The following is a 25,226-nucleotide window of genomic DNA, read 5'->3' as shown; positions in this document are numbered from 1 at the left end:
GAATACCTACAGTGGTGTTCGGCTTTTAACTTTTCATCATGTTTGGACAAACTAAAAAACACTTCTTTCTTTTGTCCATTGAGTACAGCTCGTATATCTATTACGATAATGTATATCGATAATGATTATCATTATCTTATAACATCTATTGGGGGAGAATTAAAATGTATCAAGGAACAAAATCAGCCGCACTTTTGGCTACATTCGCACTAATGGGAACCCTATTGCTAGCCTGTGGCAGCAATTCAGCAAATTCGGGCAATACAGCGAGTCCAGCTGCTGAAGCAACAAAAGCACCTGCAGCAACGGAACAAGCAGCCGATACTACCCGCTCCTTCACCGACTGGTCGAAGCATGAGGTAGAAGTGCCTGTTACTCCACAGCGTGTTATCTTTCACGGTGAAACTACCGGTGATTTGCTTGCGCTAGGCGTTAAGCCGATCGGCGTCATACAGGATATGATTAAAGGCACGGTATTTGAGCAGCAGCTAACTGGTGTCGAGGACGTAGGTTTTCCGCTAAGCGTCGAGAAATCATTAACACTGCAGCCTGATCTTATTATTTTCTCGAATTCGGACGAGCAGCAGTATGAGGTTATTTCAAAGGTTGCTCCAACGGTAACGTTCAACTCCTTCGCCACGCTGGAGGACAGAATGCGTACGCTAGGGGATTTGTTAAATAAGAAGCAAGAAGCTGAGGATTGGCTTGCAGAGCACGCGGTCAAAACCGCAGATATGTGGAAACAAATTCACGATAGCGGGATTAAAGAAAGTGAAACGGCAGCCGTATTTACAATGTATCCTGGCAACCGCCTCTTTATTATGGCTGGTACTGGGCTGCCGCAATTCTTATACGAGAACGGCGGTTTAAAGCCAACACCAATCATCCAGGATCTTATTGATAAAGAACAAGGTTTTGCAGAAATATCTTCTGAGCTGCTGCCAGAGTATGCGGCTGACCGCATCTTCATTCTGAATCCGGTCGCTCCTGAGGCGCAGCAATCAACGAACGAGCTTATGAAAAGCGATTTATGGCTCAAGCTCCCTGCCGTAAAAAATGGACAAGTGTACAATTTTGATTTGCTCAAAGCTTCCAGCGACGCACTTTCTAGAGAATGGTTGTTAGAAGAGCTGCCAAAAGCACTTATTAAAAAATAAATGCTGCTTAACGTCTGTTGAAATAGAAGAAGCTCTTCAACTACGGTTGATAAGCTTCTTCTATTTGTTTATAATGAAATTAATTGATAACGATTCTCAATACTGAAATGAGGCTACAGCCATGTCTAACTTAACGCATCAGACTTTACCTCTGCGCTCCTTAAGCTTCCATTTTGTAGATATGAAGCTGTACAGCCATACAGAGGGCGAAGTATTAGCGGAAAATGTGACTTCCTGCTATACGATGCTTATATCGAGGAGCGGCAGAGGCAGACTGTTTATGGGTAATGAAAGTTCCCTTTTCTCGTCATACAGTTCTTTCCTTCTATCCCCGAACACCGCATATCAATTTGAAAATATAGGCGACGGCAAATTGGAATATTACCTCATCTCTTTCCAGATCCTTCATTTGCTGAACCAAGGTCCTGTGCTTTATACGGAGCAGCTATTTCCGAACCGTCAAGAGCTGCGCGTTTATCCGCTCGCACAATGGATGGATTTGCTGAGCCAGCTTTATACCGGAATTACGGACTGCGATAACATTGAAGCGCATCGTCAGCAAACGCATTTTCAGAAGCTTATCGGATTTGTTCTTGAACATAACCTGCAATTCGACTCGATGAGCAGCTCCACGCAAACGGTTGAACAAACAATTCAATATATGCAAAATCATTTTCAGAACCGAATAACGGTCAAGCAGCTCGTTGATATGGCCAACGTACCTGCTTGGCAGTTCACTTCAATATTCAAGGAGCTGACTGGCAAGAAACCACTTGATTATTTGAATGAGCTTCGTATCAGTCGGTCCAAGGATTGGCTGATCCATACCGACAATACTTTGCGCGATATCGCAGATCGTGTCGGCTTTACCGATGAGTATTATTTCAGCCGCCGCTTCCGTCTTATAACCGGCTTTTCTCCAAGGCAATATGCCCTATCGATGCGCCAAAATATACTCGTTAAGGATTGGGATGGTCACGAGGTCAGCATTCCCGCTCAGCCAAATCGCATTTTTTATTGTGGTGAAAGTATCGGTGATATGAATACGCTTGGCATTCAGCTAGTAGGAAGCCATATGATCAGCAAAGGCGAGCCTTTTCATTCGGAACAGGCTTCTGCTCTAGCGCCTGACTTAATTATATTCGACCATTCTGATGAAAGCTTGTACTCACAAATGTCAGAGCTTGCCCCTACGCTTACCTATAATTCACGTGGGTCACTTGATGAGAGACTGCTCATGCTTGGAGAGTGGCTGGGCAAAAAAAAAGAAGCCCAGCAATGGCTTCTTCATTATAATAGCAGTACGTTATTGATGTGGCAGCAGCTTCAGGCGCGCATTCGGCCGAACGAAACAGCTTCTGTCTTTATCTATCATCGTGGAGAACGTTTATTTGTCATGGGCAATATTGGTTTATCCTCTATACTGTACCATCCAGATGGTTTCCGGCCTACAGGGAAAGTTCAAGACATTCTGAAGTCTGGCAGACCCTATAAGGAAATTACAGAAAAAACGATCCAACAATACGCAGGCGACCGCGTATTCATGATGCTGCCCGAAAATGAGGAGTCCAAAGCAGCCATGGAGAAATTAGTGAACAGCCCAATCTGGAGAAACCTTCCTGCTGTCAAAAATGGCTTCAGTTACGTGCTCGATGAGCGCGACTGGAATCAGGAGGATGCTTCAGCAAGGGATAAGCTGCTATTGCTTCTCCCCGAGCTGCTGAACCAAACCTCATAATTCCCCCTTATGCGCCGAATTGAGCCTGGTGAAGCCTGCTGTAAGCACCACGCGCGTCGAGCAATTCATCATGATTGCCTTGCTCGGCAATCCCTTGCTCGGCTACAACTACGATGCGGTCAGCATTTTTGATCGTAGCAAGACGATGAGCGATAACAAGCGTCGTTCTGCCGCGGGACAGCTCAGCAAGCGCTAGCTGAATCGCCGCTTCCGTCTCGGTATCCAGCGCGGATGTCGCCTCATCCAAAATAAGGATCGGCGGGTTCTTCAGAAACATTCGTGCAATGGAGAGCCTCTGCTTCTGTCCTCCCGACAGCTTAACCCCTCTCTCGCCGATCATTGTATTCAATCCCTCAGGCTGCGACAAGATGAGCTCCTCCAGCTGCGCTTGACGAGCGGCTTGCATAATCTCTTCCTCCGACGCTCCGAGCTTGCCGTAAGCAATATTTTCTCGAATCGATCCATCAAAGAGGAACACATCCTGCTGCACAATCCCAATGTTGGAGCGCAGTGATTCAAGCGTCATATCCCGCAAATCAATGTTGTCAATCGTAATTGAGCCTTCTTCGACATCGTAGAAACGCGGAAGCAAGCTGCATAACGTTGTTTTCCCCGCTCCCGATGGACCTACTAGAGCTACCGTCTCACCTGCGCGGATCGATAGGCTGAGACCTTGCAGCACCTTGTCTTTATTCTCATAACCAAATGTCACTTTATTAAACCGAATATCACCCTTGAGATGGCTTACTACTTGTGCATTCGGCGCATCGGCAATATCAGGTTCCGTTTCAAGCAATTCCAAATAACGTTTGAATCCGGCTATTCCTTTTGGATACGTCTCAATGACAGAGTTAATCTGTTTAATCGGACCTAAGAATACGTTCGAGAGCATAACAAATGCGATAAACTCACCATAGCTCATATCGCCTTGAATAACGAACCAAGTTCCGCATACGAGTACAAACAAAGAAATGAGCTTCATTAGAATAAAGCTGATTGACGAGTTCCATGCCATCACGCGATATGCAATGAGCTTCGTCAAACGGAAACGACCGTTATTTTCAGCAAAACGTGCCATTTCATGTTTTTCGTTCGCAAACGCTTGAACGACACGAATGCCGCTCACGTTATTTTCAACGCGTGCATTGTAGTCAGCGATATCAGAAAACATCCGATTAAAGGCTGCTGACATTTTACGGCTGAAGTACAGCGACAAATAAATCATCAACGGTATAATAATAAAGGTCATTAACGCAAGCTGATAGTTAATGCTCAACATAATACCGAACGCACCAGTCAGCGTCATTAAAGCAATGAACAAATCCTCCGGCCCATGATGGGCGATCTCTCCAATATCCATCAAGTCATTTGTCATCCGGGATACCAGATGTCCTGTCTTGTTATTGTCGAAGAAACGGAAGCTCAGCTTCTGTACACGATCAAACAGCTGCTTGCGCATATCGGACTCGATGTTGATTCCGAGCTTATGTCCCCAATAGGTAACGACATAATGCAGTGCAGAGCTGAACACATAAATGACTAATAGTCCGATACAAGCATACAAAATCCATTTCCAGTTGCCGCTCGGCAAAAGATCATCCACAACCCGGTTGACGGCAAGTGGAAAAGCAAGCTCAAGCAATGCAGCCAAAATGGCACATGAAAAATCTAAAATAAATAGCTTCTTGTAGGGCTTGTAATAAGCAAAAAAACGACGCAGCATATCCAGCTTCCTTCCTAATCTATTTTTATCACACAATCAATGATAACCATTATCATTTGTGGCTAATCTATCGTAGAACAAAAGGGTAAGGGGAGGCAATGGACAAATGTGATCATTTTTTTGTACAAAATGAAGCAGGCATCATCCAGACAGATGTCATGATTTTGTAGATGTCATGTCCTTTTCTCACCATTTCATGCCTAATACAGCTGTGCTAAAGTAGAATCACTACAATGAAATGAGGGATATTGAAATGACTAGAACGATCCGAATCGGAATTATTGGAAGCGGCGGTATTGCAAGAGCGCATGCTTCAGCTTATAAAAAAATGCCTCTTCACGTGGAGATCGTGGCAGTGGCAGACAGCATAGCAGGAAAAGCACAAGCTTTTATTGATCAAGAGGAACTTGTTAACGCCGTTGCTTTTGATGATCATAAGAAATTATTAGAGCTTGACCTAGACGGCGTCAGCATTTGCACACCAAACTTTGCACATTCTGAAACTTCAATAAACGCTTTGAATGCAGGCAAGCACGTGCTCGTAGAGAAGCCGATGTCTGTCACACTCCAGCAGTCCATCGATATGGTCGAAGCCGCTGAACGCAGTGGAAAAATATTGACGGTAGGCTTCCAGCCGAGATACGATCCCAATATGTCGTTGATTCAAGAAATTGTTCAATCGGGAAAACTTGGTAACGTTTACTTTGTTGAAACAGGCGGCGGCAGACGGCGCGGTATGCCTGGCGGCACTTTTATTTCCAAAGAGCTTGCAGGTGCTGGCGCAATGGCTGATATCGGCTGCTATTCGCTTGATATGGCGCTTAATGCGCTCGGCTATCCTAAGCCGCTTACTGTATCGGCTTATACATCAAATCATTTTGGAACAAACCCGAAATACCATCGTGAAGCGGCAAACTTTGAAGTTGAGGATTTTGGCGTGGCGATGATCCGTCTTGAGGGCGATATCGTTCTCAATTACAAAATCAGCTGGGCTATGCACATGGATTCATTAGGTGCAACAATGTTCCTTGGAACTGACGGCGGCCTTAAAGTCACTCCAGCAGGCACAGGCCCTTGGAGCGGTGTTTGGGATGGAAGCGTAGGCAGCATGACGCTTTATCACGATGTCGTTGATCAGCATATCCATTCGACTATTCCTGTCATCCAACATGGGCTAAACTTGTTTGATGAGAAAGTAAGAGACTTTGTTGCAGCGATTGCAGAAAATCGTCCAGCTCCTATTCCTGGAGCAGAAATTTTGTACAACCAAGCGATTATCGACGGTGTGCTCCGTTCAGCTGCAAGCAAGCGTGAAGTTACAATAGAGCTTCCTTAAGCTCATCACAAAAAATGGCGGTGCAAGATTACTCTTGCCCGCCATTTTTGTATTCTTTTCTAAGCTTTCATCCGCAAGCAGAAAATAAGAAGCAATCATTTCGGCGGGTATCCTTCCATACATTAATATATAACCTGTAAGACGGAAAGGAGCCTGCAATGTACGGCAATCAAATCTACTATACCGCTATTCCCATTCCCTGCAAAAGCGTGTCCACGATTGAAGTTTTGGGCGAAGGGATCGTTACGGCTGCTCCAGATACAGCCTTGGTCATCCTTGGTGCTGTTACCGAAGGCAAGGAGCTGCAAGCGATACAAGCTGAAAATGCACAAATTACAGCAGATATCATACAATCCCTTCTCGAGCTAAGCATCCCGCGCGAACATATCCAAACGAATGATTATCGAATCGAAATGATGTATGATTTCCCGGACGGGAAGCAAGTCTTTCAAGGCTACAAAGTAACTCATCTCCTGCAAATCACCATCGATCAAATTGCACTTACTGGAACAGTAGTAGATACCGCCGTTTCTCACGGTGCCAATACAGTCACTTCCATTCAATTCTCGGTTTCCGATAGAAAACAGTTGGAAAATGAGGCCTTGTCGCTTGCTGTCCAGAACGCCCGTCTGAAAGCTGCTGCTATCGCAAACGCATTAGGAACGTCCATTTCTGGAGTTCCCAGCAAAGTTCAGGAAATCTCCAGCTCATCTGAACCCTTCCCTATCCAAAGAACCTTCCAATCCGATGTTATGGTCACACCAATCGAGCCTGGACAACAGAAGATTTTCGCGGCTGTTCGAGTATGGTTCGCGCAAATCACATAAAAAAAGAAGCCGCTCCATCCCGGAGCGGCTTCAACCCATTCTAATTATACAGATGAAATAATGCCGCGGTTACTATTTTTTGCGAAGTTGATAATGGACTCATATTGCGTTTTAGCAATGCGACGGTCAGACATGGGAAGCTGAGGATTTTTGACTATCTCGGCTAGTTTCTTAAGCTCATGCATTTCCTCAGTTGTCACTTTGACCGTTATTTTCCCCACACGCTCCACCCTCCTTCGATATTTTTGTGAAAAATCGATTAGTCAAGCAAAAACGCCTTCGGCGTCCTTTAGACGCTGAAGTAGCTTTGACGGTGAAATATAAGATAAGTATGAGAAAATGATATACTTTCTTATATTTAAGCAAAAGGTTTATCAGCTATGGTCATTATACGCAAAACTTAAGTAAACTTGCATGTTATTTCGGTGGCGTTTGCGGATTTGAATCATCTATTTCTTCAGGAAACAAATCAGCAAACTCTTTGTTCTGCTTGCTCTTCAGGTAAGATAAGCCTGCGTAGCCTGCCAGCAATGAACTGCTCACGACTGCAAAGTTGTCCGATGTATTTGCCATAGCCAGCGCTGTTTTTGCTAATATGCCCGTTCCGATTGCGATCAGCAAATCGCCGAGAAAGCCGAGATCAAAAAAAATCTTTTTTTTCGCATTGCTGTGATCTCTGAAGCCGATGACAAAAATAACAAAGTAATAACAGCGCTGAATCCACTTTACTAACCAATTTGAAGAAAGGGATAATCCTTCTTCATCATATTCTATGACGAGTTTCGGCATTTCGATAATCCCATTTTTCACAAAATGTCCGATGAGGCCGCCTACTAAGCTCATGGAGATTGATAAGCCAAACACCTGAATAAAGGCTTGAAAGCTTGAAATAACCATCGCCGCATGACCACCTTTCAACAACACTCGTTTGGCAGCACTTTTTGGCACTACTCTCACTTTATGTTGCTGATGCATGGTTCACGACTATTATTTTTTGGTTCCATCCTCAAAAAGCTCTAACAGCATGTTTGGAATGGAGCCGCTTTGATTGTTCATGATCAGCCGAAGCATCTCATCGCCCAGATCATCCTCACGCTCTTCTTTAATGGCTGCGATCTCATTATGCAGTCGCTCCATCTTCTGATCCAGCGCGGATGCGGAATCTGCTGCTTCTTTTAGTTCATTCAGTAAGCGAGGAGGTATCGCCTGTTTATATTTATAATAGATTTTGTGCTCCAGGCTCGCCCAGAAATCCATCGCTATCGTTCGAATTTGAACTTCTACACACACATTTTCCACTCGATCCGATATGAACACCGGCACCTCAATGAGCAAATGCAAGCTTTGGTAGCCGTTTGGCTTCGGATTTTTTATATAGTCTTTAACCTCCAATAAGGTCAAATCGCTCTGATTGCTTAACATATCGCTAATCCGGTAAATATCAGAAATAAAAGAGCAAGTTATTCGCAGGCCTGCTATATCTTTAATGTGATTCCGAATGCCGTTAAAAGAAAGCTCGCTTTGCTTTCGATAAAGCTTTTCGACAATGCTCTTGGGCGACTTTAGGCGAGAGCTTGTATGCTCAATCGGATTGTATTCATGCAGTAAATGAAATTCTTCCTTTAATATTTCGACTTTTGTCTCAAGCTCTTGAATCGCAAATTTGTACATCATTAGAAAACGAGTGATTTGCTGCTTCATGTCTTTCATTTTTTGCATTTGATCCATAACCATACTTCCGTATTCCCCTTCCAATTCTTGCTGCTGAAATGTTTCGATTAGATCCCGCTAATCATCAAGCGATGTAAATATTCGTCTCAAATGCTCCAAATCCTCTTGCGAGATCCTCTCACTCATATATCGGATAATAGCATCATCATTTTCATTAAAAGCCTTCACAAATTGTTTGCCCTCATCTGTAATTTCCAAATAAACGACTCGTCTATCATCCTCGCTGCGATTTCTGCGAATAAGCCCTCTTTCCACGAGCTTGTCCCCGATGAGCGTAACCCCGCCTGCAGTAACCAAAAGCAATTCAGCTAGATCCGTCGACTTCATGGGACTTTGTTTATCTAAATGTTGAAGCATTCTTGTTTGATTAATGGAGAAGCTGCAATCTATTCCTTTATACCATTCGGTTTTTAATTTTTTGTAAACAACCTTTAATTGCGGAAACAGTTCTTTCCATTCCTCATAGTTGTTCATGTTCCACCTCATTTCTGTTGTTTTGTTGACTTCCTGTCATCATAATAACTATAATTACTTAGGTAACCTAATTACTTTATAAAATAAGTTCACCGAGGTGAATCCAATGTCCGCAGATAAATATGAGAATGTAACAGACTTAATCGATGTTTTCCAAAAGTTCGCTAAAGCCGACTGGCGGAAAAAAACGATGTGGGGCGGTCTTAAAGCGAGCGAAGTTCGTATGCTCGTTTGTGTGAAAAAAAGCAATGATAAAGGTTCAACAGGGACGACGGTTACAGAAATCAGTAAATTGCTGCAAGTCACCTCTCCAACCGTTACACAGATGCTTAATAGCTTAATTGCATCTGGCCATGTGGTTCGTACATCCGATAACACAGATCGAAGAATTACCGAAATAACGTTAACGGACACTGGCGAAGAAATTGCTCAAAAAGCAATAGACCGTTTTATCTCCATGTTCAAAGGCATGATCGATCATTTAGGCAAGGAGCAAAGCGATCAGCTTGTCGTCATGTTAAACCAAGTATTCGACTATTTGGACTCAGCCAAAACGAATGAAGACTTTTAATAAACAAAGGGATTTCGCTTCCTGCAAGCTGCAGGAAGCGAAATCCCTCCTATAGGAGCCGCTCTTATTAATTATTAAGAGCAGGCTCTTTTTTCAACTTTTCAGATGGCTCTACGCTAACTGCTTCTTTCTTGTCAGAAGAGCGAAGCGGAATTTCTTTCAAGAAGAACACGAGTACAAATGCGACGATCAGCAAGGACATACCGAACAAGAATACAACCGTCAAGGAATCGCTCAGTACCGAGCGAACCATCTCAATGATGTGTGTAAACAAAGGCTGAATTTGTTCCGGCAGCGTCGCATGAAGCTCTTTAAGCTTCGGTTGATCGAGCAGCATTTGCGGGTTAAGGAAACTAGACAGTTTCTCAGCTGTAGCCGCATCTACTTGACTTAAATCAGGTCCTTGACCTGCTGCGACAGCATCCTTCAGCTTACTGGTCAAAGTGGAGTTCATAACCGTACCCATAACTGCAATACCAATCGTACCGCCCAGGTTACGGAACAACGTAGCTGTAGCTGTAGCCACACCAAGCTGTGAAGGCTCTACTGCATTTTGAACGGTTAGTGTAAATACTGGCATCGAAATACCAAGTCCAATACCAAATACGATCATCGCAGCAACCGCAACGCCAACGTTAGTCATGAATGCCATCATAAGCATTCCCGCGACCATGAATGGCATACCGATGAGGGCGAATCGTTTGTATTTCCCTGATTTGGAAATCCAACGACCAGACATTGCACTTAGGAAGATCATGGCGATCGACATCGGCATATTTACAAAGCCCGAGTTCGTTGGTGAAATACCAAGCACACCCTGTACGAAGAATGGCAGGTACATCATTGCGCCCATCATGCCGGCATTCATAAGGAAACCGACGGAGTTGGAGATCGTTACAATGCTGTTTTTAAACATCGACAAAGGCAATACAGGGCTTTTGGCTTGACGTTCTACAAGAATCAATAGAACTAACAACACTGCTGCAGAGGCGAACATGCCAATAATTTGTGGCGAGCCCCAGTCATATTTTGTACCTGCCCATGAGAAGCCGAGCAGCAATGCAATAAGCATCAGTGAAAGCAATAATGAACCCCAATAGTCAATGGATTCCGTTGTTTTACGCGCTGTTTTTGGAAACATGGACCAAATCATACCAAATGCAATAATGCCAAGCGGTAGGAAAATCCAGAAAATCCACTTCCAAGCGATATGATCGACCATAAAGCCGCCTAATGTTGGTCCAATTACACTTGAGAAGCCGAATATGGCCATCATTAATCCAGTCCATTTCGCCCTTTCCCTAGGAGCGAACAAATCACCAACCGCCGTCACGGTTGCTGACATAAGAATACCGCCGCCTATACCTTGAATACCACGATAAGTGATGAGCTGGAATACCGTAGTTGATGTACCGCATAAGAAGGCTCCGATTATAAATAACACGATACCGACTAACAAAAACGGCTTCCTTCCGTAAATATCCGAAAGCTTTCCTACAAGTACAGTAGCAATCGTTGATGTGAGCATATAGATGGTAATAACCCATGTGTAATACTCGATGCCACCCAAGATGGCAATAATGCGCGGCATAGCCGTGCTTACGATTGTCTGATTGATAGCTGCGAAAAACATAGCTGCCATCAGTGCAATCATGATTGTTAACTTTTTCTTCTGACTCAATTGCTCCATATGCTCTGCACTCCTAAACATTTTTATTTATTATGGCCTATTGGCCGCCAAACTACTTCGCGAAATAGTTAGGTTGCCTACCTATTAGACAATGATACAATAACTTTAGTACTAAAACAACTGCCAATTCATTGTCGTGCTGGATACACTAAAAAAAGATTAAATCGATTAAAGACGCAAAAAAAACAGGTCAAGAAATGCTTGACCTGTTTTCCTGTCATCTATATTAATCGCCTAGCGGGAACCAGCCTGGCGTATGAACAATTGCTTGCCAGAGCGGGGTAGGAATGACCAACCGATCTTGATCATCCTTGCTGAGCGTTGTTTTTATTTCCGATTCGCGGCCTTCTTGCACTTTCTCGACCCAATCCGGTTCAACAATAATTTCACGGCCAATCGCTACAAGTGGAATGCCGATATCCAATGCCTTTACAGCATCTTCTGGGGTATGAATGGAGCCCACGCCAATAATCGGTATGGAGTGACCTACACGATCTTTTATCCATTGCATACGCGTTTTCGTTTCTTCAGCACCTCGTTTAGGCAATGACCAGAAATCCATTATCGATACATGAAGATAATCAAGTTCTTTATTGGTAAGCTCATCTAGAAGCCTAAATGTATCCGACATGGTAATACCAGGCGTAGTCGCCTCCTCAGGGGAGAAGCGGTAACCGACTAGAAAAGGTTTTTCCGCATAGGCAGCAACAACTCGCTTCACTTCATCAACGACGGCTAATGGGAAACGCAATCTGTTCTCTATATTGCCTCCCCAACGGTCATCACGTACATTGGAATGCGGAGAGAAAAATTGTTGGACAAGATAACCGTTTGCGCCATGAATTTCAACACCGTCGAACCCTGCCTCAATCGCTCTTCTAGTCGTTTCTCCAAAGTCGCGAATAATCGATTCAATTTCCTCATCTAATAATGCTCTAGGTGTAACCCCAGCGTTCTGCTCCGAAGCTACAGCGCTCGCACTTACCACATCACCATTTGGCACGAGGTTAATTGGACATTCTCTTCCGCCATGAAAAATTTGAAGCACCGCTTTAGCGCCCTTTTCTTTAATCGTTGCTGCCAAGCGCTGTAGACTCGGAATCATGTCATCGCTGTCGCTTGCAAATTCGCCGTGAAATCCTTTTCCGTTTGGTGAAACGTAAACACAAGCTGTAATGACTAGGCCCACTCCACCCGATCTGCGGCTATAATAGCTCAGCTCCGTCTCCGATACCGTTCCGTCTTCGTTTGCTGAGAAATTCGTCATTGGTGCCATAACAATCCGGTTTTTTAATTCAATACCGTTTTTAAAGGTCATTTGTTCAAACAATGGCATATAAGTTGATTTCATTTATTTCATCTCTCCCGTTATCCTCTGTTTATCTAACTAACTGTAACTTTTTTGTATACTGTAATATTATTTCATACAGTTAGAAATGTCAAGCAGCAAAAAAAGCATCCCAAACCATAAAGATTAGGCATGCTTTTTCTACTCTTCCCCATTAGTCTTGCTTATATAAATACTCGACTTCACTTCTATTGATGTATAAATTCCAAAATTGATCCGCAATTTCATCTGGATCATAGAAGCTTTCTTTGGCAACAAAACCAGCAATCGTTACGGTACCAACATAAATGCCATGCGGTTGTAGTTCTTGTGAAAGTGAGAAAGCAAGAGAGCGAATGCCCGCTTTACCAATCGACAATGACGACAATTCAGCAGCTGGTGCCAGCGCCAATCCGCCGCCAGTAAACAATATTGCCCCTTTCTTATGCTCAATCATATTAGGAATGACTTGATTCGCGCTCGTTAACGCTCCAACAACATTTACTTTAAACTCCTCGAGCAGTTGCGTTTCAGTTAAATGTGTGGGTGTAGCCTTGGATATGACAGCCGCATTATAAACCAGAACATCAGGGGAACCATATAGCTGCTTAATTTGTTCAAATGCAGAAGTTAATGATGATGAATCGGCTGCATCAGCCTTAATGCTGTAGGCTTCAATCTTGACTTCATTAAGCTCCTTCACATAGGTTTCCAGAGCATCCGTGTTCCTCGCTGCAAGTACAACGCGAAATCCTTCGTTACCGAATTTCCTTGCAACACCCGCACTTACACCTGGTCCAGCCCCGACAATTACGACTAAAGGTTTGCTCATCTCGCTCTCTCCTTCTAGTTAAATCATATAATTTCCAGTTTATTACACTTGTAGGTAGAGTCAAATTTTATCATTTTTCGCATCATTCATCTAATTCAAATATTTTATATCCTTATTATGAAATCGCTCTGTTTCAAAACAAACAGCCCCCCATAATCAACTACATTGCAGCATTCACTGCATGTAATTGAATATAGAGAGCCTCGTTTATTTTACGATTGGCTTCTAAGCGGTTGTTGAAGATGATTTGGACTTCTCAAGCTTTGTCTGCAAAGCTGCTTTATCACGCGATGGTCTGAATAACAAATAATACAAGCCAACAATGATTGCAGCCAAGATTGCTAAGGAAAAGAAAATATTGCTATATAGGTATGCCCCGTTATGAATGGCAAATGGGTTAAAATGGACCGCTGTTTGCTTCAAATCCAGCATTTTTCCGATAATACTTGTTGTCATTGCTCCCGAGATAAAGTTAAGCAAGGACATGAGTCCCATTCCTACTCCTATTTGCTCCTTGGCAAGCGTTCTTGATATCGTGTTGGACATCGCAATTTGCATAAAGGTTTGACCTATATTTCCGAATATTAACAAAAACACGATTAGATATGGTGATAATCCAACAAACACTGATAACAAAATGAAACAAGTAAAGCTTAATGAAATCGCAAGGTATACTAAAAATGAGTTGCCTTTCTCATCTGCAAGCCTGCCCCCGCGTCGCCCCATCAATGCAGAGGTAATAGCTGCGGGAAACATGACAAAGCCGATAATGGCAGGGGACAACTGATTAAGTCCCGCCAAAAACTGTGGGGTTACAAAAGGCATGCTAAAGCTTAACGATGTAGCTAGAAAGGTCATGATTAAGCCAAACGTATATTTCTTATTGCTGAACAGCTTGGGCTGGATAAACGGCTCAGACGCTGTTCGAATGCGAACAATAAATAAAACGAGTGTTACAGCACCGCCTAGAGCAATAAACCAACTTCCAACTGAAATGGACATCAGTAATAATGCGACGGAGCCTCCAAGCAGAATGCCGCCCAAATAGTCAATTTTTTGAGCTTTTCCTCTGTCGTTGTCCAAATATTTTCTAAAGAACGGAAGTGCAATCAGCGGAATCACTGAGATTAAAAATAAAAATCTCCAGTTAATGAAGCTTGTAACGATTCCGGCAACAATGGGCGCGAGTGCGGTTCCAAGAGCAAGACCCGCCGCAACCGTACCTAACGCCCTGCCACGCTTCTCAGGAGAAAAATAGCGTACAGGGACAATCATCGCTGTAGCTGGGATAACAGCAGCCCCGCTTGCTTGCAGCACCCTCCCAAGCACGATCATCCAATATTCAGAAGCGAGCAAACCTACGATCGATCCAAGTGCAAAGATAATTAATCCGAAGGTCAATAGATCCTTTAACCGATATTTGTCTGCGAGCTTACCGTATGTAACGGAGCCTACTGCAAAAACGATCATGTAACCCGTAATCAGCCAGCTCACCTGTGAGGCAGTAATGCCGAATTCCTTGCTGATGACAGGCATAACAACATTAAACATTGAAGCATTCATAATAGAGAAGACTAATGTAAAAGCTAATATAGGCAGCAGCTTCTCGCCTATTTTTTGTTTATCTGTAACTTCCATATCCCGTTACGTCCTTTCCTGTTTTAGACTACATTTAGTTTGAATTCAAACTATATGTCCGAATATAACAATCGTATCGCTTACTCATACGCTTTAATAATTTTTCTGAGTAAAACATGTAGATGTGCCGCTTCTTCCTTGGTTAGCAAATGGTCCGATTTCTCTTTCGCTTGTGCAACAGCATTTGAAGCTTTCAAGGACATTTCTACCCCTTGCTCGGTTAAATAAATTCTTTTCATTCTTGCATCCGAGTCATGCGCACGCCTTACAACCCAGCCTCTCTTCACCATCCCGTTGATTAAGCTGGTTACACTCGATTTGTCTATAAATAGCAGCTTCTCCAAGTCGGCGTTCATCACGCCTGGTTTCATAGCGAGCAAATGAAGAGACTGTGATTGCTGAGGAGTGAGGCCGAGCGGTCGAAGCGAAGTTTCAATTTCACGCCGAATATTCGTAAATGCCAGCTTTATAAGCAATGTACTGCTGTCCTCTTGCTCCCAAGGAAAACGAGAAATGTGATTGTCTTCTCCCATTCAGAGCACCGCCTAAACTAGTTTGAATTCAAACTAATAATAAGGATGTAAGATTGCTTTGTCAACGAAAATTAACTGGACTGCGCTCGTTAATCTCCTTTTTCTAGTCTATAACTTCAATTCTCTTGTTTCATTTCATATAAAAGAGGTTATAAACAATAGAATTAACTGCATATAATCAAATAGCTTGTTTCACATTACAAGGAGGATTCAATCATGGACTATATTATTAACAAAACATTTAAAAACGTGGATGTATACTTTGACGGCTCTCATTATATTGGCTGCTCATTTATAGACTGCACGATTCATATAACATCACTGCGTTTTAATTATGATCGCTGCACGTTCTCTGGTTCAAAATTCAAGCTCAGCCCTAAAATGCTTATGCTGAAAAACGTTTATTCATTATTGCCTTCATCTATAACTAGATAAACGAATGTACAAGCCTAAACCTTATGTCCAGCTTCAGGGAAACTAAAGTTTAAAAACTTTAAAGCCTCTGAGCGCTGGGCATTTTCTTTTCCCCTAAAAAAGATGTTCAACGTCGTTCACATTTCGGTTTAATTTCCTAATTGAGGAAACATTAATGAGTAAGCAGGCTATACTTTATGTGTCCCACATGGCAAAATAATGAATAGTAAGGGACAAACCATACATAAGGGGAATATTAATGAAATGGATTCGCGAAATAGCTTACAAGCTGCATCTAATTAAGCTTGTATCCATCCTATACCGTGCAAGAGTACTGCGTTTTCTACTGCCAGTTGCTATTATCGCCTTTGTTTACTTCGAAGGAAAAAAACAGTTCCGTGAGATCCACTGGGGAAGAATGATCCATGAGTTTCATCACATGCACCCCTTTACGATTTTTCTTCTGCTCAGTTTCTCCATGCTCGCTGTCTCTGTCATGAGTACTTATGACTTGTTGATTCGCAAGCATTTTCATTTAAAGATTGGGATTTGGGATACGATTCGTTATGGATGGATTGCAAACACCTCAAACAATTTGATTGGTTTTGCGGGTCTTACAGGAGCAGGGCTGCGATCAATTTTATATCGAAATCGAGAGGTTCCCATCGGGAGTATTGCTGCTTCTGTTGCCTTTCTTTCGACGATAACTTTTACAGGTCTATCGCTGCTAGCATGGCTGTGTATTATCGGCATTTTCCCTGTTCAAGCATTGCTGAATGCTCATCCATGGCTTACCTATGCGATGTGGGCAATCGCACTGTATTTACCGCTATTCGTGCTGCTTCAAAGAACCTCGCTTTTCTCCAAATGGATTAATCGGAATCGAGGACAATTGACTTGGCGCATTATGACCGCTTCCGTTGGTTCTTCCTTTTTGGAATGGTTTTTTGCTGGTATGACCTTCTGGCTTATTGGAGCAACATTTATTCCTGAACTTACATTTACAAACGCGCTTGGAATTTATACGTTAGCAGCAATAGCCGGCATTATAAGCATGGCGCCTGGCGGTATCGGTGGTTTTGATTTAACGGCTATATTAGGCTTACAGCTGCTCGGCTTTCCACCTGATAAATGCGCGGTCATCCTTGTTCTGTTTAGAATTCTGTATTATTTTGTGCCATGGTTAATCGGCCTTATGATGGCAGCATTCGAGTTTCCTATGAACCGGAAACGATCGGAGCAGTCTGATAGCGGCATCATGGATCGAGCATTAAATATTTGGCAAAGCGTTTGGCGCTGGCCGGGACAATTTGCGTTTATCGGCGAGGTTGGGGCATGGTCACTCGGTAAGCTTGTATTTGCGAGTGGGGTCATATTGCTGCTGTCCGCAGCGACACCCGCTTTACTTTACAGGATACATTTTACGGAAGAATTGGTTTCGTTTCAGATTATGAGGCTGTCTCATCAATTAAGCATCATCATCGGCATTATGCTTATCATGCTGTCTCGCGGTATTTCACTTCGAGTGAAGCGAGCCTATTACTGGACACTTTTCCTGCTTTGTGCTGGTTCCTTCTTCGCACTTGCCAAAGCGTTTGATTACGAGGAAGCTATATTTCTACTCATTGTCGCGTTGCTGTTATGGATTTCAAGACATCGATTTTATCGATTGGCTATACCCGTAGGGATTTATAATGTGCTAGGCTGGGGGCTTATTACACTCTTAATCACCTATGGTTATTACCTCATCGCATCCCATTCGTATCCGGCATTTCTCAAACATCTGCCAAGAAAGGCTCACACCACATGGCTGATAGATCCAAGCCAGCATACGATAGCTGCGATATTTGGTCTCTTGGTTGCTTGGCTCTTCCTATCCTTGCTTTATATGTTTCGTCCTAAGCCGCTCGCCGTTTTAGAAACAGCCAAGGATGAGCAGTTGAAATTAAAAGCTTTTCTTGAAAAGGAACAAGGAAATTTATTGACGCATATGCTCTTTACCGGTGACAAGAGCTTCTTCTGGGCGATGAAGGATCAAGTGTTAATACCCTATGCGAAAATTCGAAATAAGCTTGTTGTGCTCGGTGATCCTTTAGGTCCCAAAAGCATGATTAGCGAAGCGATTCAACAGTTTCAGCAATTTGCCGATCAGTTTGCGGTAGAGGTTGTATTTTATCAAACGACACCTGACTATTTACCGTTTTATCACGAAAACGGCTATCGCTTTTTTAAACTGGGTGAGGAAGCATTGGTTCATCTGGACAATTTCACGCTTGTCGGAAAACAAAATGCCAGTCTTCGGGCGGTTAAAAACCGCTTTGAACGTGAGAATTTTCAATTTGAAATCGTACATCCGCCTCATGATAAGCAGTTGTTAAAGAAACTGTCGTTCATCTCTGACCAATGGCTGGACGGAAAACACGAGAAGGGTTATTCTCTCGGATGGTTTGATGAAGATTATTTGCAGCTCGCGCCCATTGCGCTATTAAAAAATTCAGATGATCAAATTATTGCTTTCGCTTCTTTGACGCCTGCCTATGATGGTACGACCTTATCTGTAGATTTAATGCGCTATTTAAAATCCACCCCAAATGGAACGATGGATCAATTGTTCATTTGCCTTATGGAGTGGGCAAAAACAGAAGGATATGCGCAATTTAATTTAGGGATGGCCCCACTTTCGAGTGTAGGCCAGAGCCAAAACGCAATAAAAGAAGAGAAGCTGGCACGCATTCTGTTCGAGTATGGCGGAAGCTGGTATGGCTTTGTTGGACTCCGGCGATACAAAGACAAGTTCTCACCACATTGGGAGCCTCGCTATTTGGCGTATCCTTCGACAGTATCATTACCGCTCTTGCTAGTCGAGCTGGTACGGTTAATCTCACGGCACCCGAATAAAAACAAATAAAAGCAAAGCCCATGGAATCCCATGGGCTTTGCTTTTATTTATAGAACAAGCTCTAATTAATGCTGCCTACAAGCTTCATAACGGCGTCTCGCGTTAATTTGTTACCGCCAACTGCAATGAGATTAATGGTTGCATGTGCCAGCGTAAGCGGAATTTTGCAAAACTCTAGCGCAGGACCGCCTTTTAAATCAGATATATACGAATCCGCCAACTTCAGGTTGCGGCGCGTGTACTTAATCATTTCTTTCTGTCCCCAGCCTTCAGGGAAAAAGTCTACGCCACGTTCAAGATCCTCTGTGCGATTACGCAGAATATTTACGGCTTGTAAGCCTCTTCCGAAAGCAACTGCTTTGATTCGGTCTGATTTCGTGCCATCGTGCCAGAACCATATGTCAGACAACATTTCCCCTACCATACCGGCAACACTATAAGTATAATTATCCAGATCCTCTTCCGTTCGGATATCCCAGCCTTCATGAACCCAATCAGCCATCTGCTTGGCCATTGTCGCTGTATGGTTATAAACGACATTCGTAACCGTCGGAGGACATAAAAGCGCCCATTCATGAATTCTCATCGTAACTTCCGGCAGTGTTTCTGCATAAGGAGAAAGGAGTTTTTGCGATTCATTAATCACATCATCGGAACTAAACGCATCATGAATGCCAAGCAATAATTCTGCTTTCACCTCATCTGCTAGCGTCTCATGATCCTCAATTTCATCAATTGCTCTCATACACAAATAAGCGGATGCAACTGCATCCTTTAAACCTGACTTCAACCTGCTGATGGGAATATAAAAAGTACGACTTGTTTGCTTTAACATGATCATCGCATCATTCAAAATAAAAACTCCTTCATTATGGCAGCTTTACTTTTAACTTGTTTTAATCGTTAATATTATAATACCATACATGGATTTAGATGTGCACCGCAACTGTGATTTCCTGCGTTTATCCTTCTTGATTTAGGAAGAACCTGTAACCGTATCCTTAATATCGGAGGCTTTTGGCATAATTATTCAGTTAGGATGACACATTTCCCTCTCCTTTCATTTAAACGCAGCCTTACTTCCTGAAACGATACCCTTAATAAAATACAAAATCCCGAATGTTAAACTCATCCAATTGAGTGTTTAACTTTCGGGCTGCAAAAAAGATGAGCTGTGATACAGCAGTTTATTTATCATAAGTGGCTTCTTTTATTCTTACTTTAAAAATAATATTTTCAGCTGATAACCTGTTAAGAAGAACGTTTCTCTTAAAAGAAAAGGAAGCTTAGTACCCAAACTCTTGTAGGCTGACGTCTGAGTTGGTGAAGAGTAAGCATCCATCCCTAAGTGTCTAGTCATAAGAAGAGCACGCTTCATATGCAAAGGATCGCTGACGATGGTAAAGGTATTGATTTGTTGTTGTTGTGCTATCGCATGGGCATTAGCTAAATTTTGTTCCGTGATTTTTGAATGCTCTTCAAGAACAATATCCTCACCTGGAACCTTATACTGCATAACATATCGTTTTGACACTTCCGCTTCAGACAAGGAATCTCCCTTACCTGTGCCTCCAGTAACGATTATTTTCTTTATGTATCCATTGTTATAGAGCCAAATGGCATGATTCAATCTGTTCTTTAGAACTGTCGACGGTTTATCGTCCCAGACTGCTGCCCCAAGCACAATTGCGGCATCTGTGTAAATGAGCTCATTCACCTTAGCAAACGAAATAATGCTCCATACTGCATAGAGAATATATACAAAACATAAAAGCACAGCAATTGCTGTGCCTTGTATAAGTCTCCTTCTCACTGCTGTACCCTCCTAACATGGCATATAGGTTTATACGTCACATTTATGGCCGAATATATTTTTTCCGAAACTCTCGAGGTGATTTCTCATACTTTTTTTTAAACGCTCGTTCAAAGTTAGGCAATGTATTAAAGCCCGCGGCATAACATACTTCCGTTATCGGTAAGATTGAACTGCTGAGCAATGCAGAGGCGAACTGAAGCCTTTTTCCTTGTAGATGCTCTTGAAATGATGTACCTGTATGCTTTTTGAAGCATTCGCTAAAATAATTGGCTGATATTCCTGCATATCTCGCTATTTCATCTAATGAAAGCGGCTCTCGAAAATGATGTTGAATATAGATGATCGACTTTCTAATGGAAGAAGGGATTGCGCTAATGGCTACATAGTCGTCAAGCAAGCGCTGATGCCCGTTATTTCTATAGAGATGGATGAGTATTCTCTCAAAACTTCCCTGCACCAGCATGCTGCTGCCTAGCTGCCACATCTGTGATTCATTCCAAATCCGAGTAAATTCCATTTCAATTTCACTAGCACTTTCGTCACGAAAAGTATGCAAATGAAGTGATACCTGTTCAAATAACATTTCTGTCAGCTCTGGGCGGATAAATGATTCATCAAAAATAAGATTAAACAAATGAATCGTTTGTCCTTCATCTGGGATGATCTCATGGAAATCTGCCGTTGTCAGCAGAAAAGTCATTCCTTTCTCTAAAGGAAAAGGCTCTCCGTTTATAACATGAGTTCCGGTACCAGACACTACAAAGCCCATTTCAAAAAAATCATGCCAATGGGCAGTAATTTTGTTATCAATCACATGTTTGAATATCTTATAGGGGGATGACAAGGTCAAAAAGTTTTTACCAAGCAATCTCTCAGGTGTTAATTCATACTTCATGACGATTTCCCCCTATCAGACTTTTATTGGTCAAACCATTCGGCATATTTGGCAGCCATATAATCGGTCATCCATTGATTTACTTCTATTAAATCAACAATAGGCTTATTGGTAAAGGGCACCGTCGGCATATAATTCGGTGGACCGAACTCTGCTGTAAATGTTGTCCAAGTTCTTTCCTCCGCAGCTTGCTTCATAAATATCCGCTGCCACCAGCCTGTAAATAAAGCAAGCTCCGATGCGTATTCAGGTGCGCCAGGATGTGGCACTTGAGGTCCCTGCGGAAATCCGACACGGCCATGAACATGTATGCTGCGATCAATAGCAAGAGCAAGCTCATCCGCATGATTATCCAGATTTGACTCACATACGTTCACCCAATGGCTGAAGTCTGCAGTGATGCGCAAGTCAGGAAAACGCTTCAGCAATCTTGCAGTTGTCCATGGTGTAAACATCGCTCGGCTGCGATGGGTTTCATGCCCGACCTGCAGGCCAGACCTTGCTTCAATTGTAAGTGCTCCTTCAAAAAAAAGATCCTGCTCCGCTTCTGACATGCTGTCTCTAGCGCTTTGCGAGTTAATAAACAGCGGATTAAAATCCGTTGCTCGCATGACTTGTTTCTCGAAGCTATCGAGATGGTCATCATGTGTACTTACCTGCGCGATGAAGGCCAGCTTATTTGTTTCCAATGCCGCTTTAAAGGACTTTTCTTCAGAGGCAGGCGGCAGCGGCGCTTCTATTCCAAAGTAACCTGCTTCTGCTGCATATGTCAAAAGCTCCGCATAGCTTCCCTGCATTCCCCACAACGCTTTTATTCGTCTCAATTCCAATACCTGTACCCCCTTTTGTTAAGCCTATTATACATTGACAAAAGGATTGCCGGCTAAATCTTTTCCACGCGCTAGCCAGATTTTATGACCACGGTTCTTTTCAGTATAGACTTGCGCATCCGTTGAGAAATAACGCATCGTATAACCACAGCGGCGGAATTCACTTTTGTTAGGAGCTGCACCATGTATGATGCGAGAATCATGGACAGAGCACTCGCCTGGCTCAAGCTCGAAATAAACGGCCTTTGACTCATCCTTATTGCGAATTTCCGTATCAAAAATGTTGTCATTGCCATCTACCTGCTCGTACTCCGAGAAACCATTGTTATGCGTTCCCGGAATGACGCGCATACAACCATTTTCCTTAGAGCTGCGGTCAATAGCCAGCCATACGGTCACAATGTTATCAAATCGGCTAAGTCGTCCGTTCCAATATGCGGAGTCTTCATGCCATGGCGTTTGCTTGCCAATAAGCGGCTCTTTGCAGATGAAATGACTGGACCACAAGCCAATGTTAGGACCAATTAAAGGCTCTACCAGATCAAGCACTTCATCGCTTAATAGAAACTTAAGTAGCCGCTCATCACGGAAATGCGGGGTATCGAGCTCGCTGTTCAGCTTCCGGCCTACAAGCTCCCACTGCTCCTCAAAAATATTAGTCAGCTCCGTCATCTTATCTGCGCTAAACAACTGTTTCTTATGCAGCGCGTAACCATTTTCCTTATAAAATTGTACTTCTTGCTCCGTCAATGTAGATATCGACATCAATATCGCCTCCAATAAAAGTGGTGTACTGCTATGAAATGATCATAACGGAGCAGGAGCAAACTTACTTCTTATCCCATCGGCAAAAGTATGCATATCTTCTGATCCAACTGCTCGCTTATCCAGAAAATAAATTTAATATGCAAAAAGCCGCTTCCTAATGGACGCGGCTTATTCGTTGTTTATCCTGCAATATTTGGAATGCATTCTTGAATAATAAGATTCCTTTTCCTCGCTGGAATCCTTATATGGACAGTTGTTCCAATACCTATACGACTGAATATGGAAACCCCATATTCAGAACCATAGTGAAGCTTGATTCTCTGATCGATATTTCGAATCCCATATCCAATGTTTCCTTTATCTAGCCCGCTGAATATTTCATCAATTCGCTCCTGCGGCATTCCGAACCCGTCGTCGATTATCTTATAATGCACTGTGTTTTCTTCCATATAGGTAACAATCCGAATATGAATGCGATCTCCGCTCCATGCGTGCTTAAGCGTATTTTCAATGAAAGGCTGCAAAATAAGCTTTACCGTCTCAAAAGGCCATATATTCTCATCAATCTCGAATAATACTTCCAGACGTTTCCCGTACTTAACCTTCTGTATGCTTACATATGCGTTGGCCTGCTCCATCTCCGCTGCGATTGGAATCATCGTACGGCCTGAATTCAGCGTAAGTCTATAAAACTTCGCAAGCTCCAACACCATTTTTTGCAGTTTTTCATTTTCCCCGAATTTTGCCAGCTGGTTGATCGATGAAAGGGTATTGTATAGAAAGTGCGGATTGATCTGAAGCTGCAGCATTTCCAGCTCAGCCTCTTTTTTCTGAAGCTGCGTCAAATATACCTTATTAATTAATGCCTCTACATCCTCGCCCATTCCGTTTAGCGCCGTTGCAATTTGAGAGAATTCATCCTTCCCTCTGTAGGCAATTCGCTTATGCAAATCCCCCTCGCGGAAAGCATTCAACACCGATACAAATTTCAAAATTCGTTTGGAGAAATAACGTGAAATAAAGACACCCGCAAACGTTAACAAAACAAAGCTCAGTACGCAGATGAAAATAATAAATGCCCGTACCTTCGCAGCTTCCTGCTCGATAATGGTAAGTGGAACTTGCGCCACTAATGTCCAATTCTGATTGAGCAATTTTTCTTCTATTCTTAAGTACTCTTGCTTATCGCTATTTTCATTTGTCGATACATTTTTGTTTATTTTCGAAACTGGTTTGGTTGAGCCTTCCGGAAGCTGCCCAGAGGAGAAAATAACGTATCCCGTAGAATCCACGACTGACAGCATGCTGCCGTCGCCAAGCTTCGAGAAGTCAACGCTATTAAACAGCTCCTTCATCTGAACGCTAAACCGCATAATAGCCAGCTCTTCAACTTCCAATGGATTATCGGTGTCGACGATACGTCGTATCATTGAAATACGATGATCTCGTACATCCTCTTCAACCTGCTTCCACTCCATAGTCACGCCGTATTCTTCTTTTGGAATGGATGTGTACCATAACTTATCCTGAATGCGGCTCATATGATAAATATCATAGGTTTGCTCTTTGGATTCATCGTTATCGGCAGCATTGTCTTTCTTCCATCTATTCTCATAAATTTGGTTCACCGTTTTATTATGAAAGTAGACCGACAACCTTAAATTCATCCCAATAGATTTCGAGGCGCTTTCTAGCTTTGGGCTAATGATCTGATTCATTCGATTTAAATTGGCAATGCCTATTTCATCAACTCGAATGCTCTGAACCAGATTATAATCATCATAAAGCGTAGACGATATTCGGACGATATCATCTAGTTTATACTTCACGTTGTCGCGCATTTGCTCCATCGTTCCTTCAATATTCATACGCGTCTGCTTACGCATGGAAGAGTCATACATCGAATGTGACACATAGAAATTGACAACGACCAAAATAACGATAAAAATCATATAGGACAGCATAAGCTTGTATCCGATCGGCATATATCCGAGTCTCTTTCTATTCTCCCGGACTATTTTCATCTA

General features: G+C 42.8%; 23 protein-coding genes. 7 read left to right on the top strand and 16 right to left on the bottom strand.

Going from position 1 to position 25,226, the window contains the following annotated elements:
* Positions 1–164 precede the first annotated feature (164 nt).
* On the top strand, positions 165–1,157 hold the full coding sequence (locus tag AC1DOV_RS11025) for an ABC transporter substrate-binding protein (protein ID WP_477549940.1): 993 nt from the start codon (positions 165–167) through the stop codon (positions 1,155–1,157).
* Between the two features lie 121 nt (positions 1,158–1,278).
* Positions 1,279–2,895: an ABC transporter substrate-binding protein gene (locus AC1DOV_RS11020; protein WP_477549939.1), complete on the top strand. Its 1,617-nt coding sequence runs from the start codon at positions 1,279–1,281 to the stop codon at positions 2,893–2,895.
* A gap of 7 nt (positions 2,896–2,902) precedes the next feature.
* On the opposite strand, the gene AC1DOV_RS11015 is transcribed toward AC1DOV_RS11020, so the two are convergent.
* Positions 2,903–4,618: an ABC transporter ATP-binding protein gene (locus tag AC1DOV_RS11015; protein WP_076270895.1), complete on the bottom strand. Its 1,716-nt coding sequence runs from the start codon at positions 4,616–4,618 to the stop codon at positions 2,903–2,905.
* A 253-nt stretch (positions 4,619–4,871) separates the two neighbouring features.
* Between AC1DOV_RS11015 and AC1DOV_RS11010 the strand changes: the two genes are divergently transcribed.
* Complete coding sequence (locus tag AC1DOV_RS11010; protein WP_076270896.1) at positions 4,872–5,954, top strand: Gfo/Idh/MocA family protein; 1,083 nt, start codon at positions 4,872–4,874, stop codon at positions 5,952–5,954.
* Positions 5,955–6,112: 158 nt separating this feature from the next.
* Positions 6,113–6,781: an SIMPL domain-containing protein gene (locus tag AC1DOV_RS11005; protein ID WP_477549938.1), complete on the top strand. Its 669-nt coding sequence runs from the start codon at positions 6,113–6,115 to the stop codon at positions 6,779–6,781.
* Positions 6,782–6,825: 44 nt separating this feature from the next.
* Here the strand turns inward: AC1DOV_RS11005 and AC1DOV_RS11000 are convergent, their stop codons facing one another.
* The 4 genes from AC1DOV_RS11000 to AC1DOV_RS10985 form a co-directional block, all read right to left on the bottom strand.
* Entirely contained in the window at positions 6,826–7,002 is a 177-nt protein-coding gene (locus AC1DOV_RS11000; protein ID WP_161807520.1) for a hypothetical protein, read from the bottom strand.
* A gap of 196 nt (positions 7,003–7,198) precedes the next feature.
* Positions 7,199–7,756 (bottom strand): hypothetical protein, encoded by a 558-nt coding sequence (locus AC1DOV_RS10995; protein WP_144376882.1) that lies wholly within the window; start codon positions 7,754–7,756, stop codon positions 7,199–7,201.
* A gap of 12 nt (positions 7,757–7,768) precedes the next feature.
* On the bottom strand, positions 7,769–8,515 hold the full coding sequence (locus AC1DOV_RS10990; RefSeq protein WP_076270899.1) for a GTP pyrophosphokinase: 747 nt from the start codon (positions 8,513–8,515) through the stop codon (positions 7,769–7,771).
* A gap of 54 nt (positions 8,516–8,569) precedes the next feature.
* Positions 8,570–8,986, bottom strand: coding sequence for a MarR family winged helix-turn-helix transcriptional regulator (locus AC1DOV_RS10985; RefSeq protein ID WP_076270900.1), 417 nt, complete (start codon positions 8,984–8,986; stop codon positions 8,570–8,572).
* A gap of 106 nt (positions 8,987–9,092) precedes the next feature.
* On the opposite strand from AC1DOV_RS10985, the gene AC1DOV_RS10980 reads away from it, so the two are divergent.
* Positions 9,093–9,557: a MarR family winged helix-turn-helix transcriptional regulator gene (locus tag AC1DOV_RS10980; RefSeq protein WP_441885387.1), complete on the top strand. Its 465-nt coding sequence runs from the start codon at positions 9,093–9,095 to the stop codon at positions 9,555–9,557.
* Between the two features lie 67 nt (positions 9,558–9,624).
* On the opposite strand, the gene AC1DOV_RS10975 is transcribed toward AC1DOV_RS10980, so the two are convergent.
* The 5 genes from AC1DOV_RS10975 to AC1DOV_RS10955 all read right to left on the bottom strand — a co-directional run bounded on the left by AC1DOV_RS10975 (position 9,625) and on the right by AC1DOV_RS10955 (position 15,577).
* A complete protein-coding gene (locus AC1DOV_RS10975; RefSeq protein ID WP_441885385.1) occupies positions 9,625–11,247 on the bottom strand; it encodes an MDR family MFS transporter in 1,623 nt (540 codons plus the stop codon).
* A 226-nt stretch (positions 11,248–11,473) separates the two neighbouring features.
* Complete coding sequence (locus tag AC1DOV_RS10970) at positions 11,474–12,598, bottom strand: NADH-dependent flavin oxidoreductase (protein WP_477549937.1); 1,125 nt, start codon at positions 12,596–12,598, stop codon at positions 11,474–11,476.
* A gap of 151 nt (positions 12,599–12,749) precedes the next feature.
* Positions 12,750–13,406 carry an SDR family NAD(P)-dependent oxidoreductase gene (locus tag AC1DOV_RS10965; RefSeq protein ID WP_477549936.1) on the bottom strand — a complete coding sequence of 219 codons (657 nt, stop codon included), beginning with the start codon at positions 13,404–13,406 and terminating at the stop codon, positions 12,750–12,752.
* 225 nt (positions 13,407–13,631) lie between these two features.
* Positions 13,632–15,044, bottom strand: a complete 1,413-nt coding sequence (locus tag AC1DOV_RS10960; RefSeq protein WP_477549935.1) for an MFS transporter — start codon at positions 15,042–15,044, stop codon at positions 13,632–13,634.
* Positions 15,045–15,124: 80 nt separating this feature from the next.
* On the bottom strand, positions 15,125–15,577 hold the full coding sequence (locus AC1DOV_RS10955; protein WP_477549934.1) for a MarR family winged helix-turn-helix transcriptional regulator: 453 nt from the start codon (positions 15,575–15,577) through the stop codon (positions 15,125–15,127).
* 216 nt (positions 15,578–15,793) lie between these two features.
* On the opposite strand from AC1DOV_RS10955, the gene AC1DOV_RS10950 reads away from it, so the two are divergent.
* Together AC1DOV_RS10950 and mprF are read left to right on the top strand one after the other, a co-directional pair.
* Positions 15,794–16,012 carry a hypothetical protein gene (locus AC1DOV_RS10950; RefSeq protein ID WP_477549933.1) on the top strand — a complete coding sequence of 73 codons (219 nt, stop codon included), beginning with the start codon at positions 15,794–15,796 and terminating at the stop codon, positions 16,010–16,012.
* A gap of 238 nt (positions 16,013–16,250) precedes the next feature.
* Positions 16,251–18,899, top strand: coding sequence for a bifunctional lysylphosphatidylglycerol flippase/synthetase MprF (mprF, locus tag AC1DOV_RS10945; RefSeq protein WP_441885373.1), 2,649 nt, complete (start codon positions 16,251–16,253; stop codon positions 18,897–18,899).
* Positions 18,900–18,951: 52 nt separating this feature from the next.
* On the opposite strand, the gene AC1DOV_RS10940 is transcribed toward mprF, so the two are convergent.
* The 6 genes from AC1DOV_RS10940 to AC1DOV_RS10915 all read right to left on the bottom strand — a co-directional run bounded on the left by AC1DOV_RS10940 (position 18,952) and on the right by AC1DOV_RS10915 (position 25,223).
* Positions 18,952–19,731 carry a squalene/phytoene synthase family protein gene (locus AC1DOV_RS10940; RefSeq protein WP_076270964.1) on the bottom strand — a complete coding sequence of 260 codons (780 nt, stop codon included), beginning with the start codon at positions 19,729–19,731 and terminating at the stop codon, positions 18,952–18,954.
* Positions 19,732–20,106: 375 nt separating this feature from the next.
* Positions 20,107–20,703, bottom strand: coding sequence for a YdcF family protein (locus AC1DOV_RS10935; protein ID WP_441885371.1), 597 nt, complete (start codon positions 20,701–20,703; stop codon positions 20,107–20,109).
* 43 nt (positions 20,704–20,746) lie between these two features.
* Positions 20,747–21,601: a helix-turn-helix transcriptional regulator gene (locus tag AC1DOV_RS10930; protein WP_441885369.1), complete on the bottom strand. Its 855-nt coding sequence runs from the start codon at positions 21,599–21,601 to the stop codon at positions 20,747–20,749.
* A gap of 23 nt (positions 21,602–21,624) precedes the next feature.
* Complete coding sequence (locus AC1DOV_RS10925; protein ID WP_477549932.1) at positions 21,625–22,431, bottom strand: sugar phosphate isomerase/epimerase family protein; 807 nt, start codon at positions 22,429–22,431, stop codon at positions 21,625–21,627.
* A gap of 27 nt (positions 22,432–22,458) precedes the next feature.
* Positions 22,459–23,196 (bottom strand): phytanoyl-CoA dioxygenase family protein, encoded by a 738-nt coding sequence (locus AC1DOV_RS10920; RefSeq protein WP_083682577.1) that lies wholly within the window; start codon positions 23,194–23,196, stop codon positions 22,459–22,461.
* A gap of 182 nt (positions 23,197–23,378) precedes the next feature.
* Complete coding sequence (locus tag AC1DOV_RS10915; protein WP_339203793.1) at positions 23,379–25,223, bottom strand: sensor histidine kinase; 1,845 nt, start codon at positions 25,221–25,223, stop codon at positions 23,379–23,381.
* Positions 25,224–25,226 lie beyond the last annotated feature (3 nt).

This window comes from Paenibacillus sp. 01T47 (genome assembly GCF_056398245.1).
The sequence above is the reverse complement of the archived record's forward strand: the minus strand, read 5'-3'. Positions and strand labels throughout refer to the sequence as shown.